Annotated in this window: 1 protein-coding gene; it reads right to left on the bottom strand. The window is 50.2% G+C overall.

The annotated features are described in order from the left end of the window. On the bottom strand, window positions 1–261 hold a 261-nt coding region (locus R0J92_RS24035; protein ID WP_411053527.1), incomplete at both ends, for an SDR family NAD(P)-dependent oxidoreductase.

Below are 261 nucleotides of genomic sequence, written 5' to 3'. Positions count from 1 at the left end.
ATTCATATCGTCGAACTTGATGGTTTTGATCCCCATGTCATAGCCGAGGCTCCCGACGGTGACGATGCGGCCGTTCGACTTGTCGATCAGATCGAATAGCAATGCTTGCAAGGTCCAGTGGCCATAGTAGTTGACGCCAAGTTGGCTTTCGAATCCATCGACGGTTAATTGTTGAGTAGGTACTTGAGCAATCGCGCCGTTGCATAGAAGTGCATCGATTCGGTCTACCTGGCTAAGCAGTTCTTTTGCAGCTGCCTTGAC

Origin of the sequence: Tritonibacter sp. SIMBA_163 (assembly GCF_046535935.1) — a bacterium.
In the GTDB taxonomy this organism is placed as follows: domain Bacteria; phylum Pseudomonadota; class Alphaproteobacteria; order Rhodobacterales; family Rhodobacteraceae; genus Epibacterium; species Epibacterium scottomollicae.
This window is presented reverse-complemented; position numbering and strand designations above follow the sequence as displayed.